At 72.1% G+C, this 17,385-nt stretch carries 13 protein-coding genes; 10 read left to right on the top strand and 3 right to left on the bottom strand.

Features of this window, described 5'->3' with window-relative positions; all coding sequences use genetic code 11:
* Positions 1 to 91: 91 nt before the first annotated feature.
* From R2J75_RS00520 to R2J75_RS00505, 4 genes are all read left to right on the top strand, one after another.
* Positions 92 to 439 (top strand): 6-pyruvoyl trahydropterin synthase family protein, encoded by a 348-nt coding sequence (locus tag R2J75_RS00520; protein WP_243336046.1) that lies wholly within the window; start codon positions 92 to 94, stop codon positions 437 to 439.
* Complete coding sequence (locus tag R2J75_RS00515; RefSeq protein WP_316410877.1) at positions 436 to 1,338, top strand: hypothetical protein; 903 nt, start codon at positions 436 to 438, stop codon at positions 1,336 to 1,338. Before R2J75_RS00520 ends, R2J75_RS00515 begins: the two co-directional genes overlap by 4 nt.
* Positions 1,260 to 2,009 carry a polysaccharide deacetylase family protein gene (locus R2J75_RS00510; RefSeq protein WP_316410876.1) on the top strand — a complete coding sequence of 250 codons (750 nt, stop codon included), beginning with the start codon at positions 1,260 to 1,262 and terminating at the stop codon, positions 2,007 to 2,009. The genes R2J75_RS00515 and R2J75_RS00510 overlap by 79 nt, the downstream gene beginning before the upstream one ends.
* Before the next feature lie 111 nt (positions 2,010 to 2,120).
* Entirely contained in the window at positions 2,121 to 4,760 is a 2,640-nt protein-coding gene (locus R2J75_RS00505; protein WP_316410875.1) for a DNA translocase FtsK, read from the top strand.
* A gap of 15 nt (positions 4,761 to 4,775) precedes the next feature.
* Here the strand turns inward: R2J75_RS00505 and R2J75_RS00500 are convergent, their stop codons facing one another.
* On the bottom strand, positions 4,776 to 5,495 hold the full coding sequence (locus tag R2J75_RS00500) for a response regulator transcription factor (RefSeq protein WP_316410874.1): 720 nt from the start codon (positions 5,493 to 5,495) through the stop codon (positions 4,776 to 4,778).
* Between the two features lie 249 nt (positions 5,496 to 5,744).
* Here R2J75_RS00500 and R2J75_RS00495 point away from each other — a divergent pair, with 249 nt between their 5' ends.
* The 4 genes from R2J75_RS00495 (at position 5,745) to R2J75_RS00480 (ending at position 12,974) form a co-directional block, all read left to right on the top strand.
* The gene (locus tag R2J75_RS00495; RefSeq protein ID WP_243335120.1) at positions 5,745 to 8,669 is read left to right on the top strand and encodes a TonB-dependent receptor; all 2,925 of its coding nucleotides are present in this window, start codon (positions 5,745 to 5,747) and stop codon (positions 8,667 to 8,669) included.
* Between the two features lie 18 nt (positions 8,670 to 8,687).
* Positions 8,688 to 10,283 (top strand): sensor histidine kinase, encoded by a 1,596-nt coding sequence (locus R2J75_RS00490; protein ID WP_243335122.1) that lies wholly within the window; start codon positions 8,688 to 8,690, stop codon positions 10,281 to 10,283.
* Between the two features lie 194 nt (positions 10,284 to 10,477).
* Positions 10,478 to 11,524, top strand: a complete 1,047-nt coding sequence (locus tag R2J75_RS00485) for a TlpA disulfide reductase family protein (RefSeq protein WP_243335124.1) — start codon at positions 10,478 to 10,480, stop codon at positions 11,522 to 11,524.
* Positions 11,525 to 11,585: 61 nt separating this feature from the next.
* Entirely contained in the window at positions 11,586 to 12,974 is a 1,389-nt protein-coding gene (locus tag R2J75_RS00480; RefSeq protein ID WP_243347404.1) for a phospholipase B family protein, read from the top strand.
* Here R2J75_RS00480 and R2J75_RS00475 read toward each other — a convergent pair whose 3' ends face one another.
* Positions 12,975 to 14,003: a hypothetical protein gene (locus R2J75_RS00475; RefSeq protein WP_243335129.1), complete on the bottom strand. Its 1,029-nt coding sequence runs from the start codon at positions 14,001 to 14,003 to the stop codon at positions 12,975 to 12,977. It abuts the gene before it with no gap.
* Positions 14,004 to 14,106: 103 nt separating this feature from the next.
* On the opposite strand from R2J75_RS00475, the gene R2J75_RS00470 reads away from it, so the two are divergent.
* Positions 14,107 to 14,376, top strand: a complete 270-nt coding sequence (locus tag R2J75_RS00470) for a DUF493 family protein (protein WP_243335131.1) — start codon at positions 14,107 to 14,109, stop codon at positions 14,374 to 14,376.
* Positions 14,377 to 14,397: 21 nt separating this feature from the next.
* Here R2J75_RS00470 and R2J75_RS00465 read toward each other — a convergent pair whose 3' ends face one another.
* Positions 14,398 to 14,907: a GNAT family N-acetyltransferase gene (locus tag R2J75_RS00465; protein ID WP_243335133.1), complete on the bottom strand. Its 510-nt coding sequence runs from the start codon at positions 14,905 to 14,907 to the stop codon at positions 14,398 to 14,400.
* A 155-nt stretch (positions 14,908 to 15,062) separates the two neighbouring features.
* Between R2J75_RS00465 and R2J75_RS00460 the strand changes: the two genes are divergently transcribed.
* Positions 15,063 to 17,156, top strand: coding sequence for a S46 family peptidase (locus R2J75_RS00460; RefSeq protein WP_316410873.1), 2,094 nt, complete (start codon positions 15,063 to 15,065; stop codon positions 17,154 to 17,156).
* The last annotated feature ends 229 nt before the right edge of the window (positions 17,157 to 17,385 follow it).

Genomic DNA, 17,385 nt, shown 5'->3' with positions numbered 1-17,385 from the left:
CTCCGCGGGGGAACGGACATCCCTCGCACCATGATGCCATCCGGGCCCCGCGCCGGCCACGTACGCCCGGAGAACGTGGCTAGAATGGGGCATGGGATCCCTCTACCTCACCGTGCGCAGGCCCTTCGTGGCCGACCACTTCCACGACCTGCCCGGGTTCGTGGAGGCGCGCCACGGGCACAACTGGGAGGCCGAGGTGACCTTCCGGGGCGCCCCGGGCGAGACCGAGGCCCCCGCCGGGGCCCTGGACGACTGGATCGCCCGCATGGACTACACCCTGCTCAACCAGCAGGCCTCCCTCGCCGGGCGGAACCCGACGGCCGAGGCCCTGGCGCGGGACCTGCTCCTGCACCTGGAGGCGGAGGGCCTCCGGGTGGCCCGGGTCCAGGTCCGCGAAAAGGCCAACTACTGGGCCGCCTGCCGCCGGGAAGGCCGGTGAGGCCCCGGGCCGTCCCCGGCCTCCTGCGCGCGGCGCCCCTCCTGGCGGCCCTGGCGATGCTCCACTGCGAGCGGCGCGAACCCCCCTCCCTGCCGCCCCCCGCCGCGGCTCCGGCCCCCCTCCTGGACCCCTGGAGCTTCCACTTCGTGGGCGGCCTCCTGGTCATCACCGGCGAGGTGGACGACCCGGTGGTGGTCACCCTCCAGGGCACGACCCTGCATGAGACGCGGACCCTGCCCTTCGGCCCAGTGCGGTGGGAGATGCTGCGCCCGCCCAAGGGCGAGGTGGCCGAGCTCCGGACGATGGACGGCAAGCTGCTCATGAAGTTCGAGTTCGACAAGGAGCCCCCGCCCCGGACCCGGCCCCAGGCCCCGCCGCCCGCGCCCGAAGCGGTCCCGGCCCGGCCCGCCCCGCCCCCGGCGCCAGCTCGCCCGGCGGCGACACCGCCCGTCCAGCCCCCCGCGGCCCCGCCCCTGCTGCCCGCGCCAGCCCCCGCGCGGCCGCCTGAACCGAAACCCCCGCCCGACCTGCCCCCGGCCTCCAGCCCCCCGCGGCCCGAGCCTGGACCCGGCCCCCGGTCCGGCAGCCCCGCGGCGCCGCCCCGGCCCGCCCCGGTCCAGAAACCCGTCCCGCCGCCTCAGCCCGCCCCCGGCCCACCCCGGCCCCGGCCGCGCCGAGCCGCCCGGTCCCCGCCCCCAGGCCCCGGCGCCGGCCCCGCCCGCCGCCAAGGCCCCCGTGAAGGTCCCCGTCCCCCGCCCCCGCGCCCCGGCCCATCCAGGTGGCGCCCCCCAACCCCAAGCAGCCGCCCCGGCCCGCCGCCGTGCTGCCCGGCTGGACGGGCGCGGGCGAGGGCTTCAACCTCCTGCGCGGCCCCCGGGGCGGCCGCCGCATCTGCATGACCTTCGACGGCGGCTCCACCGCCGAGGTCGCCGTGGACGTCCTGGACGCCCTCAAGGCCCGCGGCATCCGCACCACGTTCTTCCTGACCGGCGAGTTCATCCGCAAGTACCCCGACCTGGTGCGCCGCATGGACCGGGAGGGCCACGAGCTGGGCAACCACACCCTGGACCATCCCCACCTGGCGCCGGGCATGCGGCGGGACCCCCGGTGGACCCGGGACAAGGTGCACGAGGAGCTCCTCGCCGCCGACCGGGAGCTGCTGAAGCTCCTGGGCCGCCCCTTCGACCCCTACTGGCGGGCCCCGTACGGGGAGCACACCCTGGAGGTGCGCCAGTGGGCGGAGGAGCTGGGCTACCGCCACGTGGGCTGGAGCGAGGGCGCCGACACCCTGGACTGGGCCACCGTGAAGGAGCGCCGCCTCTACCGCACCGGCGACGCCATCCTGGACAAGCTCCGGGCCCGCATGGAAAAGCGGGACGGCGACGGCCTCATCGTGCTCATGCACCTGGGGTCCGGGCGGCCCGTGGGCGACCGCCCCGCCCAGGTGCTGGGCCCCTTCCTGGACCGCGCCCGGGCCGAGGGTTGGCACGTCGTTCCCATCGGCGAGTACCTGCGGGACCTCGGCAAACCCACCTGGGATCCGGCCCGGCGCGCCGCGCTGCTTCGCTAGCATGCCGCCGCACCTCCGCGTCCGCCCGGCGTTTCCGCGTTCCCGTTCGAGCGAGATCCGCGTGGCGCGCGATCCCGGGGCTTTCGCAGACCCGGCGGGGGGCCTAGACTCGTGAAGAACCGGGGAGGACACGTGAAGGGGTTGGGCAGGATCCTGCTCAGGGTCATGGCGGGCGCGCTTGCGCTCGTGATCTTCTTGTCCCTGTTGAGCTTCCACCCCCTCGACCCCCATCCCTTCGCCACGGGGGGCGTGGACGCGCCCGTCCACAACCTCTGCGGCACCTTCGGGGCCCTCCTGGCCGGCACCCTCCAGACCCTCATGGGCGTGGGGGCCTGGCTCGTGCCCTTCTACATCCTCTGGGAGTGCTTCCCCTCCGGCGCCACCCTGTGGCCCCGCCGGGTGGCCTGGTTTGCCCTGGCCCTGGCCGTGTGGACCCTCCTGGGCGCCCCCGGGCCCCGGATCTGGCACCTGGACGGGGGCCAGACCCTGGAACTCCGCTGGGGCGGCTGGATCGGCCGACTGCTGTACCCGCCGTGCCGCCGGACCCTGGGCCCCGTGGGCCTCCCCCTCCTGGCCGCCCTCCTCATGGCCCTCTCCGCGACCCTCCTGGCCCCCGGGCTCACCCGGCGCCTGGGGGACGCCATCGCCCGCTGGATGGGCAAGCGCGCCCTGCCCTGGGTCAAGCCCCTGCCCGGCAAGGGCGCCCGGGCCTTCCTCTCCATGCTCCGCAGGCCCTTCCTGCGGGTCTCCCCCCAGCGGGACGTCCCCGACCTGGACGCCTCCGACGCCCTGGAGATGACCCGCGAATCGGCCCTGGCCAAGGTGGACCGGGAGAGCATCGAGGCCCTGGAGCGGGCCGAGCGGGAATCGGCCCTGTACCGCCGCCTGAACCCGCCGCAGGAGCCCGACCTGCCGGTGATCCACTCCCTGCACCTGGACGTGGGCCCCGAGGACATCCCCGAGGATCCCTCGGTGATCATCTCCGAGCGCCTCCTGACGCCCGGGGAGCCCCTCCCGCCCCCCGCCCTCCTCCGGGACCTGCCGCCCCCGCCCCCGCCCAAGCCCCTTCTGGTGGCGCCCAAGGTGGCCAAGGACGCCTTCGGCCGCGTCATCGAGCAGCAGCCCCTGGGCCTGACCGAGCCCACGCCGGTCCATCCCCTGCCCGCCCTGCCGCCGACGCCGGCCCCCCGGCCCAAGGAGCCGGTCCGGGAACGGGTGAAGGAGGTCCCGCCCCCGGCCCCCGACACCCCGGGCATCGTGGATCGCCTGGAACTGCCCCCCCGCCGTCTCTTCGACCCCCCTGCGCCCGGCGCCCGCCAGGACGCGGGCGCCCTGGAGGCCACCCGGGCCCTCGTCCAGCAGAAATTCACCGAGTTCAAGGTCAAGGGCAACGTCACCGGCATGCAGCCCGGGCCCGTGGTCACGGTCTACGAGTTCCAGCCGGATCCGGGCGTGCCCGTGGCCAAGGTCCTGGGCATGGAGGAGGACCTGGCCCTCGGCCTCCAGGCCGAGAAGGTCCGCATCGACCGCATTCCGGGCAAGAACCTCGTCGGCGTGGAAGTGCCCAACCGCCACCGGGAGATCATCAGCTTCCGGGAGGTGGTGGACAGCCCCGCCTTCCGCGACCCCTCCCAGAAGGACGCGCGGAGCCTGCTGACCCTGGCCCTGGGCAAGGACATGGCCGGGCACCCCGTCGTGGCGGACCTCGCCAAGATGCCCCACCTGCTCATCGGCGGCTCCACCGGCTCCGGCAAGAGCGTCGGCGTCAACGCGATGATCTGCTCGGTGCTGCTCCGGGCCCTGCCCAGCGAGGTCAAGCTCATCCTCGTGGATCCCAAGATGGTCGAGCTGGGCATCTACGAGGACATCCCCCACCTCTGGGCTCCCGTGGTCACGGACATGAAGGAGGCGGGCCGCGTCCTCAAGTGGGTGGTGGCGCAGATGGAGGAGCGCTACCGGCGCCTCGCCCTCCTCAGCGTGCGCAACCTCGAGGGCTTCAACGCCAAGCTGGAGGAGGCGGGCGGATCCATCGACCTGAGCGACCGGACCCCGAACCCGCGCTGGCCGGAGCGGCCCGCGGTCCTGGAGCCCCTCCCCTACGTGGTCGTCGTCATCGACGAGCTCGCGGACCTCATGATGGTCTGCCGCTCCGACGTGGAGGAGAGCATCGCCCGCATCGCCCAGAAGGCGCGCGCGGTGGGCATCCACCTCATCCTCGCCACCCAGCGCCCCTCCGTGGACATCGTCACCGGCGTCATCAAGGCCAACCTGCCCAGCCGCCTCAGCTACCGCGTGAACACCAAGATCGACAGCCGCACCATCCTGGACAGCGGCGGCGGCGAGCAGCTCCTGGGCAAGGGCGACGCCCTCTTCCTCGCCCCCGGCAGCGCCCGGCCCAAGCGCATCCACGCGCCCCTCCTCACCGAGGAGGAGACCCTCCGGCTCGTGGAGTGGCTGAAGGAGCGGGGAAAGCCCGACTACAACCAGCACCTCCTCTCCGCCATGGAGACCGAGGACGAGGGCGGGGCCCTCGAGGAGGCGGCGGCCTCCGGCGGCGGCGACGACGTGTACGAGCGCGCCGTGGCCCTCGTCAAGCGCGAGCGCAAGGCCTCCACCAGCCTCCTCCAGCGGAAGCTCAACCTCGGCTACGGCCGTGCCGCACGGCTCATCGACCGCATGGAAGACGAGGGCATCGTCGGGCCCGATCGCGGCGCGGGCAAGCCCCGCGAGGTCCTCGTCGAGGAGGCCTGAGGCCGGCCCCCGGGCTCAGCCCTCGCCGGCCGTCACCGGCAGCAGCCAGCGGTAGCCCTCGCGCTCGAGGGTCTGGATGTACGGGGCGCGCTCCGTCTCCCCCAGCTTCTTCCGGAGCATGCCGATGTGGACGTCCACGGTCTTGGGCATCGGCCTGCCGTCGGGATCCCAGGCCATGTTCAGGAGCTCCTGGCGGCTGTTGACCCGGCCAGGATTGGAGACCAGCACCTCCAGGAGCCGGAACTCCCGCAGGGTGAGCTCGAGATCCGTGCGGCCCCGGTAGGCCTTCAGGAGCGGCAGGTTGATCCGGAAGGGCCCGCTCCGGAGCTCCCGGGGCTGCCCCGCGGCCCCCCGCGTCCGGCGGAGGATCGCCTTGACCCGCTCGATGAGCTCCAGCACGGAGAAGGGCTTGCCCAGGTAGTCGTCCGCGCCCATGGCCAGCCCCTTCACGCGGTCCTCGTCGCCGTTGCGCGCGGTGAGGATCAGCACGGGCACGGGGTTCCGCCGGCGGCGGAGGATGTGGAGCACCTCGAGGCCGCCCACCTTGGGGAGCATGAGGTCGAGGACGACCAGGTCCGCGGGCTCGCGCTCCTGCATGACGAGCCCCGCGGCGCCGTCGGGGGCCACCGCGACCTCGAAGCCCGCCGCGGCCAGGTTCAGTTTCACCAGGCCGGCGATCTCCGGCTCGTCCTCGATGACGAGGATCCGTGGGGAGGCGTTCGTTCTCGGGGCCATGAGGGCGATGGTACGGCATCTCCGGGCCCCCGTCGCGGGAAGTTGGAAGGGCACGGCTTCCCGCGCGCGGACCCCCTTCAATTTTGATCGCAATTAATGAACCCGCTTTGTTTATCCACGCATCACGAGGCTGTTAAAATGGGGCGTTCCCTTTGTCCGGCTTTACTGGACGGGAGGCCGCCGGGGGTCAAGGATCAAGGACGTCCCACCCACGTCCCATACCCCTTTCTGGAGAATCCGCCAATGGCCGTGCGTCCATCCATCTGGAACTCCCGGCGCCTCTGCGCCCTGATCGTAGCCTCCTCCGGCATCCTCTGGAGCCAGAGCAACCCGGTGGGGAACATCACCGGCACCGTCAAGGGCCCCGACGGCAAGCTCATCGCCGGCGCCCGGGTCCAGGCCGTCACCACGCGCGGCGCCCAGGAGCAGAAGACCAACGCCCAGGGCGAGTTCAGCTTCCGCCAGCTGCTGCCGGGCCGGGTGCAGATCAAGGTCTCCGCCCCGGGCACCTCGGGCTTCGACTCGACCCTCGTCGTCGTCGCGAACCAGACCAACCGCATGGACGTCAAGCTCGGCGCCCTCGGCGTCGTGGTCGAGGTGACTGACCAGGCCGGCATGGAGGCCATCGACACCACCATCGCCCGCACGGGCCTCGTGATGACCATGGACCGCATCGAGGAGCTGCCCATCTACTACATGGGCACCAACCGCCTCGACGCGACCACGTTCCGGGCCCCCGGCTCGGTGATGGACACCATCCACGGCACCGACAGCCAGCACAACGCCTACGTCGTGGACGGCGTCTCGGCCTCCGACGCCAACTACGGCGGCAAGGCCGTCTCGCTGAACAACGACTTCATCGACCAGGTCCAGATCCTCACCAGCGGCATCTCGGCCAAGTACGGCCGCTTCACGGGCGGCGTCCTCAACGTCACCACCAAGAGCGGCACGAACACCTGGTCGGGGACCAGCCGGTTCGAGATCACCAACGACAAGTGGAACTCCATGTACCGCATGCCGGAGGTGGCCTACTTCTATTCCAACCTGTACCACTTCCCCATCACCTGGCCCCCCGTCCAGGACAAGCACAGCATCACCCAGAGCTACACCCTCCTCGGCCCCATCATCAAGGACCGCCTCTTCTTCGCGCTGGCCTACCAGACCAACAGCCCCGAGACGCGGATGGTCTCCCAGACCACCAACTCCATCGGCCCCAAGGTGCCCTACACCGTCGTCCGCGACGCCTACCTCCTGGACGCGAAGGTCGACTGGCAGATCAACGGCGCCCAGCGCCTCACCGCCGAGCTCAACGAGGCCAACAGCCGGGACGAGAACGGCATCTCCAGCGGCAACTCCGCCACCGTCGCCGCCCTCAGCGGCCTCACCAAGAGCAGGAAGGGCTACTGGTCCCTGGGCTACGTGGCCCAGCTCTCGCCGTCCCTGGCCCTGGACGTGAAGTACAACGACGCCTTCTCCAGCAGCGGCGGCCCCGGCACGGGCCCCACCGGGGGCAAGAACGTCGTCACCTGGAAGGAGCTGGAGTCCAGCGACGTCCTCGACAACGGCTACGGCTCCGACGACAAGGCCGAGAGCCACACCCGCACCGGCGCGGCCAACCTCGTCTGGGTCGTGGAGGCGAACGGCACCCACAACGTGGAAGGCGGCTTCCAGTTCTACCACTACAACCGCACCGGCGCCGCCTCGCCGACGCCCTCCAACTACTCCATCGAGTTCCGTGGGTACGCCGACGGCGCCACGACCTACGACCTCGCGAACCGCATCCTCACGCCCCTGAGCGCCCAGGACACGGTGCTGCAGCACTACTTCCCGACCCACGGGGAGGCCGACTCCAAGGTCAACAGCCTCTACATCAACGACGCCTGGGCCCTGAACGCCCACTGGTCCTTCAACCTGGGCTTCCGCTTCGACCAGTACAAGGCCTCCACCAGCCCCGAGGGCATCAGCTACGACTTCAAGGCGGTCACGCCCCGCCTCAGCGCCAGCTACGACGTCACCGGCGACAAGAAGCACGTCGTCTCCGTGGGCTTCGCCGAGTACTCCGGCATGATCAACCAGGGCAACCTGGCCTCCGCCACGGTCACCTCCTCCCCCATCACCCGCCAGTACGTCTACGTGGGCACGGGCGGCGCCCGCCAGGGGACCGGCGCCGACGCCCTCCTGGCCGACGGCTCCATCAACTGGAACGCCTGGGGCAACCGCCAGGGCCAGACCGGCATCGATCATCCCAACTACGTCTCCGACCCCCTGACCGACCGGAACATCTTCGTGGATCCGGACATCAAGGCCCCCCGGACCCGGGAAGTCACCCTCGGCTACACCTGGACCGGCACGACCCGCTCCTTCTCCGCGACCCTGATCCGCCGCTGGAACGACCAGTTCCTGGACGACTTCTGGATCGGCAACGGCATGGCCCCCGGCAAGGCCCGCATCGTCATCAAGAACGATCCCAACGCCCGCCAGGACTACTACGGCCTCGAGATGACCTACCGGCAGCGCATCGGCGACGCCTTCACCGTCGGCGGGAACGCCACCTGGAGCCGCACCTTCGAGAACGCCGGCGTGAACCTCGGCGGCGCCGCCTCCCAGGCCAACGACTTCGGCGCCGGGAACATCCCGAGCGGCCAGCTGAACCCCATGGGCCCCGCCCCGGGCCTCGACGTCCCCCTGATGGTCAACGCGGACGCCAGCTACCGTCACACCTTCGGTTCCGGCACCCTGAACGTGGGCCTCGTGGGCACCTACAAGTCCGGCGCGGCCGTCGCCTTCCGCAGCGCCATGGCGAACGTCCCCGCCAGCCTGATGGACCAGGGCTACGCCTCCGCCTACACGCGCTACTTCCCGGAGCTGGGCGTGGTGCGCCAGCCCGAGGTCTGGACCATGGACCTCCAGACCGGCTACGACCAGGCCCTCGCCGGCAAGGTCCGCTTCTACGTCCGCGTCAACATCATCAACGTGTTCAACCGGGTGCGCCCCATGACCCGGGACACGAGCGGCACCGTCGTCTACCAGGGCCAGGTGGGCCAGCTCTATCCGCCGCCGCCCGTGGACGGGACCACGCCCTCCAACCAGTTCAACCCCTCCCGCACCTACGGCCTGGGCCAGGGCAACATGTTCCCGCGCATGGTCCAGCTCATCACCGGCCTCAAGTTCTAGCGCGGTAGAATGCCCCCCATGCCGTCCACCCGGGTCTGCAGCCCCCGCATCCGCCGGTTCCCCTGGCGGGTGCGCCGGCTGCGGATGCCGGCCAAGGCCCTTTCCGGTCCGGCCCTCCTGGGCCTCTGGGGCCTCGTCTCCCTCCTGGCCGCCTTCCTGCCCCGCTTCTACGTCACCCACCGGGTGAACGGGATGCTCCGGGCCTGGGAAGAGCAGGCCCACGAGACCGGCAAGGCGGTGGTCCAGGACTGGACCCAGGCGCGGCCCATCCCGGCCTTCCGGTCCGGTGACGAGGCCCCGCTGCGGTCCCGCCTGGAGGACGACCCCCTCCTGGCCGCCCTGGTGGACCCCGCCACCGGCGCGGTCTGGCTCCGGGACGGCCTCCGGCTGCGCCCCCCCGTCCCGGCGGAGGCGGCCTCCGCCGCGCGCCTGGCGCAGTGGGCCGGCCAGGCCCAGGCCGCGGGGCGGTCCACCTGGATTCCCGCCGTGGCGGACAACCCCCGGGCCCTCCAGGAGGCCACCCTCGCCCTCGCCGTCGGCCCCTGGTGGGAGTTCAAGGTGTGGGCCCCCTCCTCCCGGACGGCGGAGCGCTTCCTCGAGCGGTTCAGCGGCGTGGGGTCCCCTGCCCGGTTCGCCCTCACCCGGTACGACCGGGACCCCGCCGCGGGGCGCATGAACGCCCAGGGGCGGCCCCTGTCCGGCGACGCGCTGTCCGACCGGGCGACTCGGCCCACCTTCTCCATCGTCTTCCCGGACCTGAGCCTCGCCTTCGGCGAGCCCTGGGTCGTGGGCCTGTGGGGGACCGACGCCCAGGCCCACCGCGCCGTCCGCGCGATCCGGGCCTGGCGCAGCCAGGCCTGGGCCGGCTACGCCGGCTTCGTGGGACTCCTGGGCCTGGGCTGCCTGGCCCAGCTCCTGGCCGCGCGGCGGGACCGCCTCCGCGCCGACAAGCTCGCCTTCCTCGCCCACAGCCTCAAGACCCCCCTCACCATCCTCAAGCTGCGCTGCGACACCATCCGCAACGCCAACCTGCCCCGGGACATCCAGGACGGCCAGGTCGCCCGGATCGGCGACGAGGTGGACACCCTCGTGAAGGTCATCGAGGCGGGCCTCGAGGGCGTGAAGCCGAAATCGGAACCGCCCCCCGCGGATCCGGTGGACGCGGGCACCTTTGCTCGTTTGCTTGAGCCCATGGTGCCCATCTTCGCGGAGGAGGGCCGGACCCTGGCCCTGGAGGCCGAGCCCATCGCCTTCCGCGCGCCCCGCCGCGCCCTGGAGGCGGCCCTGAACACCCTCCTGGAGAACGCCCTCGTCCACGGACGCGGGGCCGTCTCCGTGCGCGTCCGGCGCCGCCGGCGCCTGGTGGAGGTGGAGGTGCGGGACGCGGGCCCGGGCATCCCCCCGGCGCGCCTCTCGGCCCTCCCCGAAGCCGGCGCGGACTCCGGGCCCTCCGCCCCCGGGCACGGCATGGGCCTGGCCCTGCTGCGGCGCATGGCCCTCCACGAGGGCTGGGGCCTCCGCTTCGAGGCCGCGGAGGACGGGACGGGCTTCTCGGCGGTGCTCGAACTCCCCGGCCAGGCCCGCTCCGGGGACGCCTCCTCCTTCCGGCGATGACGGCTTCCCGTTCCGCCAGAACCTGCGGCCGGAGCGGATCCGCACGCACCCGCCCCCTCCGTTAAAACCGGCCGCAACCCTTTCCACAATTGACTGGTCACCCCCGGGCGCGCACCCGATCCTGACCCTGTCGCCCCCCCCGGACCCCAGGCCGGGGCGCCCGGGCCCGACGTCCACTTCCCTAGGAGCAGCTCATGAAGCTTGCATTCGGCATCGCCCTGGCCGGCGCCCTCCTCTCGGCCGCGACCCCCCCCTCGTACCTGCGGCTGGGCGACCCCGCCCCCTCCATCGCTTCCGCGCGGTGGCTGAAGGGGAACCCCGTCCGGGCCTTCGAGAAGGGCCACCTCTACGTGGTGGAGTTCTGGGCGACCTGGTGCGGCCCCTGCCGGGAGAACATCCCCCACCTCACCGAGCTCGCCCGCGCCTACAAGGGCAAGGTGGACGTCATCGGCATCGACATCTGGGAGAACGCCAAGGGCGGCACCGCCGACGCCCTCCCCAAGGTCGCCAGGTTCGTGAAGGCCCAGGGCCCGAAGATGGGCTACCGCGTGGCCGCGGACGGTCCCGACGGGCGCATCGCCGACGCCTGGATGAAGGCCGCCTCCGAGGCCGGCATCCCCTGCAGCTTCCTGGTGGACCGGGAGGGCCGGGTCGCGTGGATCGGCCACCCCTCCGCCCTCGAGGGCGTCCTCAAGGAGACCCTCGCCGGCACCTATGACCTGGCCGCGGCCCGCACCCGGCGCGAGACGGAGCTCGAGATCACCCGCCCCATCGAGGAGGCCATGGCCGCCAAGGACTATCCGCGGGCCATCCGCGTGATCGACGCGGCCGTGGAGAAGCGCCCCGCCCTCAAGCACCCCCTCACGTACCAGCGCCTCGTCGCCCTCTACCACGCCGACCTGGAGCTGGGCCGGAAGGTCTCCCGCGAGATCCTGGAGGAGTCCGGCCACGAGCCCGGCGCCTACTGGATGATGATCGCCGCGATGGCCGTCCAGACCGACCTGTCCCCGGAGGCCTACGCCTTCGGCCGGACCCTGGTGGCCGAGGCCGAGCAGCGCGGCCAGGCCAACTTCATGTTCACCGCCATGAAGGCCGAGCTCTACTTCAACGGCGGCGACCGGCAGGAGGCCGCCCGCATCGGGGAGGAGGCCCTGGCCGCGGCCCTCAAGGACACCCACGCCACGCCGGCGAACCTCGCCCTCATCCGGAAGAACCTCGCGCGCTACAAGGAGACCCGCTGAGGCGCGGCGGCCCCGGGGGGCGGTGGTATCCTGCTCACCACCCCCGTCCCCCGGAGCTGCCATGCGTCCTCGCGGTCTCGCCCTCCTCCTGGCGGTCCTGCCGGCCTTCGCCGGCCTCAGCCCCGAGCAGGAGGCCCTCGTCCGAAAGGGCTACCGCAAGGAGAAGGCCGGCTGGATCTTCCTGCACCTGGAAGGCTCCGCGCGGGCGCGGGGCCTCCAGCACGGGTGGCTCCTGGCCAGGGAGATCGACCGCGGCCTGAAGGCCATCCGCCTTTCCTGGACGTTCCAGACGGGGACCACCTGGGCCTCGCTCCTGGAGAAGGCCCAGGGCTTCTTCGTCCCGGGGGTCGACCCCGAACTCCTGGAGGAGCTGGAGGGCATGGCGGAGGGCCTGCGGGCCGCCGGCGTCGCCACGACCCGCGACGAGCTGGTCTGCTACAACGGATCCACCGAGCTCAGCGGCTACTGGTGGCCCGTGGAGCTGGCCCGGATCCGCAACGAGCCCGTGGCCCCGCACAAGGTGCGGGAATCCTGCAGCGCCTTCATCGCCGTGGGGTCCTGGACGAAGGACGGCGGCGTCGTCATGGGCCACAACAACATGAGCAGCTACCAGGAGCCGCTCACCAACGTCGTCATCGACCTCCAGCCCGACCGCGGGCACCGGATCCTCATGCAGGGCGTCCCGGGCTGGATCCACAGCGGCACCGACTTCTTCGTGACGGACGCCGGCCTCGTGGGCACCGAAACGACGATCGGCGACTTCCAGCCCTACGCCCCCGGGGGCGCCCCCGAATTCTCCCGCATGCGGACCGCCACCCAGCGCGCCGACGGCATCGAGGCCTGGTGCGCCCTCATGCGCGCGGGGAACAACGGGGGCTACGCCAACGCGTGGCTCCTGGGCGACGTGAGGCGCAAGGTCATCGCCCGGCTCGAGCTCGGGCTCCGCTACGTGGGCTTCGAGACCAAGACGGACGGCTGGTTCTCCGGGTCCAACATCGCCGAGGACCCGCGCATCCTCCGGCTGGAGACCACGACCCGGGACACGGACATCACCACGTCGAAGGTGGCCCGCCGCGTCCGCTGGCGGGAGCTCCTGGCCGCCCACCGGGGCCGCATCGATCTGGAGGCCGCCAAGGCCTTCGAGGCGGATCACCGGGACGTGGCCCGGAACGCGGAACGGCCCGGCGGCAGGACCCTCTGCGCCCACTTCGAGCTGGAAGCCGAGACCCCCGGCGACGTGCCCTTCGAACCCTCCGGCACCACGGACGCCAAGGTCGTGGACACGGCCCTGGCCCTGCGCATGAGCTTCGCGGGGCGCTTCGGCGCCGCGTGCGGACGGCCCTTCGACGCCCCCCGCTTCCTGGCCGAGCATCCCCAGTTCGATTGGCTGGGCGACACCCTCCCCAGCCGACCCACCCAACCCTGGGTGACCTTCCGCGCGGGGGAGTGACTACCGGACCGCGGGGGCCTGGACGGCGGCGCCCTCGGGGCGTGGCTTGCGGGGCACGCCGAAGCGGCTCCGGTCCTTGCGGGGCGCCAGGCCCTGGGCGTGGCAGGCGTTGCAGGCCTGCAGCCGGGGGTCGCCGTCCCGCCAGTAGGCGCGGGCCTCGCCCTGCAGCTCGGCGCGGCGGGCCTCCGGCACCTGGGGCCAGTAGAAGGTGAAGCGGGTCCGGCCGTCGGCGGCGCCCTCCAGGGCGTAGAAGGGGCCGGCGTCGGGCCCGGGGCGGCCCCAGCGGTCCTCCTGGGTGGTCAGCACGACGATCGCACCCGGCGGCAGGGGGGTCCCCTCCTGGTAGGCCTTCTCCCCGGCGGCGTCCACCCAGACCCGGATCCAGCGGTTGCCGTGGGCGGGGGATTTCACGGGTTCGGGGTGCTGGGCCTTCAGGCTCAGGTAGTCGAGCACCCGCAGGGGCGCCTGGGCTTCCGGCTCCGCGGGACGGGGCGCCGGGGCGGGGGCCGGCGCGGGGGGCTCCGGCTTGGGCTCGGCCTTCAGGACCGGCGGCGCCAGAAGGAACCGGTGGGGCGGCCGCTTCCCGGCGAGGACGGACCCGGTCCAGGCGCTGACGAGGGCCACGGCGCACCAGAGCAGGCCGAGCAGGAGGGCGGGAACCCCGATGCCCTGGTGCTCCTGGCGCTTGCGGTAGAGGGCCCGGAGGCAGACGGCGCCCAGGACCAGGGCCAGCACGCCACCGGCCTCATGGAGGCGGAAGAGGTACCCGATCCCGGGGTCCGCCGGGGCGAACCAGGCGCCGGGGGCGAGGATGCCGCCGGAGCGCGCCTTGGCGTACCCCGTGCCGAGGGCGAGCAGAGCACCAAGCAAGCCAGCGCCCGTCAGGTAGCGGCAGGTGGTCCACCAGGGCCGGATGCCGCGCCCGCCGCGCTGCGCGGCCAGAATCGGCAGGGGCACCAGGATCGCCGCGGCGATGGGCACGTGCACGACCAGAATGTGCTTGCTGGCGATCCAGAGGATCCAGTCCATGGCTTTTCCCGGGGAGGCAGGGAGGATTTCCAACCATTCTGCCTTGTTTTCCGACCATCTGGCCCGTGAAATTGCAAATTCCAAGCCATGACATAATGACGGCATGACGACCTGCCCCCGCCCCGAGCAGACCTTCCCCCAGCGGGTTCCCTTCAAGATCATCGGCCGCGGCGCCGACATGGATCCGGCGGCCATGGCCGCCCTCATCCAGACCCACCTGGGCCCCCAGCCCGAGGCCGACCGCGCCCACGGCACCGCCGCCAAAGGCGCCTACACCAGCTACACCTTCTGGGTCACCCTGCCCCACGCCGACGCCGAGGCCCCCCTCCGGGCCGCCCTCCAGGGCCTCCCCGGCGTGGTGATGCAGCTCTGAGACGGCCCCCGGGAGGCCCCCTCAGGCCTGGAGCTCGAAGCGATCCAGAAGCCCCGCCAGGGCGCCCCGCCTCCGGCCGCCCCGGGCGTGGAAGGCGAACCCGGCCTTTTCCGCCAGCCTGATGGACGGCAGGTTGTCCTCCCGGACCATGTACCAGACCCGATGCTCCCCCACGGTGGCCAGGGCCGCCCTCAGCCCGGCCAGGGCGATGCCCCGACCCCGCAGGTCCCCCCGGGTCCACAGGGCGGCGGCCTGGAGGTCCCCGGGAACCATGAAGGGGAAGCGGAAATGGGCGGGGAGGAGACAGGTGCGGTGCACGGGCCCCTCGGGCCCGGCCAGGAGGAGGACCCGGTAGTCCCGGGTGGCGAAGACCCGGGCGAAATGGAAGGCGCTCCAGGCGGCGAAGGGCAGCAGGGGCAGTCCGGCCCGGAGGGGCCGGAGCAGGGTGGGGCGCCAGACCTCCACCTCCAGGCCCGTTTCCGGGCCCGGGGCCGCCCCGGGGCCCTCGCGCAGGTAGAAGAGGTAGTCCATGGGCCTCCGGTGCTCCAGGCCAGGGTGGCGCCCTCCCCCTCCCGGCGCCACGGAGCCTTTCATGGGACCGCCGCCCTGGACCCGGCCCCCCACCGAAGCGGTGGCCAATCCAGGGAATTGCTAACACAATACGAGGTATTCCCTGCGGAGAACCCATGCGCCTGCGCACCCCCCTCCTGTCCCTGCTGGCCCTCGCGCTGGCCCTGCCCGGCCGCGCCGAGGAGGGCATGTGGACGTTCGACAACCTGCCCCTGAAGCAGCTCAAGGAGAAGTACCAGTTCGAACCGGGCCAGGCCTGGATCGACCACGTGCGCCTGTCCTCCCTCAGCCTGGGCGGCTGTTCTGGCTCCTTCGTGAGCGCCGAGGGGCTCGTCCTCACCAACCATCACTGCACCCGCGGTTCCATCGCCCGCCTTTCCAGCAAGGACCGGGACATGATCAAGGACGGCTTCGTGGCCATGGACCGGAGCCAGGAGATCAAGATGCCCGGCCTGACCTACCGGACCCTCATGGCCATGGAGAACGTCACGGAGCGGGTGGCCCAGGCCGTGAAGCCGGGCATGACGGAAAAGCAGGCCGCCGAAGCCCGGGCCAAGGCCCTGGACGCCCTCAAATCCCAGCTCGAGAAGAAGCAAGGACTCACCTTCGAGACCGTGAACCTCTACCAGGGCGGCGAGACCTGGATGTACGGCTACAAGCTGTTCAAGGACGTGCGGCTGGTGGCGGCCCCCGAGATCGCCCTCGCGGCCTTCGGCGGCGACTGGGACAACTTCACCTACCCCCGCCACGACCTGGACTTCAGCCTGGTGCGGGTGTACGAGGACGGCAAGCCCTACAACCCGCCCCACCACCTGACGTGGAGCACCGAGGGCCTCCAGGCCGGCGATCTCACCTTCGTGGTGGGCCACCCCGGCCGCACCTACCGCCAGTACACCCTGGCCCAGATGACCTACGACCGCACGGCCGGAATCCCCGATTACCTGAAGAACGCCCGGCGCACCGTGGCGCTCCTGGAGGCCTTCGGACAGCGCGGCCCCGAGCAGGCCCGCCAGGTCCAGACCCTGATCCTGGGCGTGACCAACGGCCTCAAGAACCGGGAGGGGGCCCTGAAGGGCCTCCAGGACGCCGCCGCCATGAAGCGGATCGAGGCCGCCGAGCAGGCCCTGCGGGCCGCGGTCGCCCAGGACCCCCGGCTGCAGGCCAGCACCGGCGGCAGTTGGGCCCGCATCGAGAAGGCGCTCAAGGACCAGGAGGCCCTGCGCAAGCCCGCCGCCCACCTCGGCGCCGCCCGGTCCACCACCCTGGGCCAGGCCCTGGCCATCGTCCGCCTCGGCGATCAGTTGGCCCTTCCCGAAGCCAAGCGGCTCACCGAGTACCGGGGCGAGAACAGCCTCAAGACCCTGCGCGCCCGCCTCTCGGGCCCGGCCGCGGGCATGATGGGGATGACCCCCGGCAAGGACCTGGAGATCCATCTCTTCACCTGCGGCCTGGAGGATCTGGTCCAGGCCCTGGGCGCCTCGCATCCCTACGTGAAGGCCATGCTGGGCGGCCGCAAGCCCGCCGAGCTGGCCAAGGAGCTGGTGGAGACCACCCAGCTGGGGAATCCAGCGACCCGCAAGGCCCTGGTGGAGGGCGGCCAGAAGGCGGTCGCCGCCAGCCCCGATCCCATGATCATCCTGGCCCGCAAGCTCGAGCCCATGCTCCTGGCCCTGCGCCTGAAGCAGGATGCCCTCAAGGCGGTGATCGATGAGCACGCCGCCCGGATCGCCAAGGCCCGCTTCGCCGTCTACGGCAAGACCCTCTCCCCGGACGCCACGGGTACCCTGCGGGTGAGCTACGGCACGGTTTCCGCCTACCCCGCCAATGGCACCCTGATCCAGCCCTTCACGACCTTCGCCGGCCTCTACGACCGCCACTGGGGCTGGGGGGGCAACGCCGGCAAGGCCAACACCGACTGGAAGCTCCCCCAGCGCTGGCTGGACCGGATGAGCCAGGTGGACCTGAAGACCCCCTTCAACTTCGCCCACGCGGTGGACACGGTGGGCGGCAACTCCGGCAGCCCCGTGGTGAACCGCAAGGGCGAACTGGTGGGCCTCCTCTTCGATGGCAACATCGACGGCCTGCCGGGCAGCTACTTCTATGACGAGCGGGTGAACCGCAGCGTGTCCGTGGACGTCCGTTCCATCCTGGAGGCCCTGGGCAAGGTCTACGACGCCCCCCACCTCGTGAAGGAGCTCCTCGCCAGGTAGGCGGCGCTCCCGCGAAGGGTGCCGGTAGGTCCGTGTCCCGGACGCACGCCCGGAACACGGACGCCTATTGGGCCGCCCTCCTCCTTCAGGTAGGTCGAATCACCGGAACCACCTTGTTCCGATCCTTCGCGCTGGCGAGGGTAAGTAAAAAACCCGTACACCGAGTGCGCGGAGACGCCGAGTCACGCGGAGTCGGCTTCGCGGTTCAGCAAGCCGACCCATACCGCCC

The sequence above is a fragment of the Mesoterricola sediminis genome, assembly GCF_030295425.1.
Taxonomy (GTDB): domain Bacteria; phylum Acidobacteriota; class Holophagae; order Holophagales; family Holophagaceae; genus Mesoterricola; species Mesoterricola sediminis.
Note: the sequence above shows the minus strand (reverse complement) of the source record. Positions and strands in the feature narration are given on the sequence as shown.